This window comes from Salinimicrobium oceani, from assembly GCF_012037645.1.
Genome location: NZ_JAAVJR010000953.1, coordinates 1 through 383 on the forward strand (window position 1 = coordinate 1; position 383 = coordinate 383).

General features: G+C 41.3%; 1 pseudogene. It reads right to left on the minus strand.

Annotated features, from left to right (window positions below):
- A pseudogene (locus HC175_RS20220) lies at positions 1 to 383 on the minus strand (capsule assembly Wzi family protein); the annotation flags it as partial.

Below are 383 nucleotides of genomic sequence, written 5' to 3' on the forward strand. Positions count from 1 at the left end.
TTGAATATAGCGATCTGTTTCATCAGAAAAAAATTCCTCCCAGGAAGCTTTGAAACCTATTCCTGCCCGTTTAAAAAGGATTATGGGTTTAGTGCTCAGGCTAATTCCCGGGATCGGTCTGGAATTGAGCGACCATAGCAAATTCTCATTGGTAGCACTAATTCCGCTAAAGAATTCCTCCTTCTGTTTTTTTCCGGCATAAGCCTCAAACCACTTGTTCTCAAAGCTTACAAAATATTCATCCAGTTGAACATCATTAGTGTACCCATCATGATACAATACTCCCAGGCCTGCTTTTAAAATCCCGCCGTAGCGGAATTCATAAGTTCCTATACCATTGATCCAGGAACTAAGATTGGTCTTTTCATCAATCCTTCCCCGCT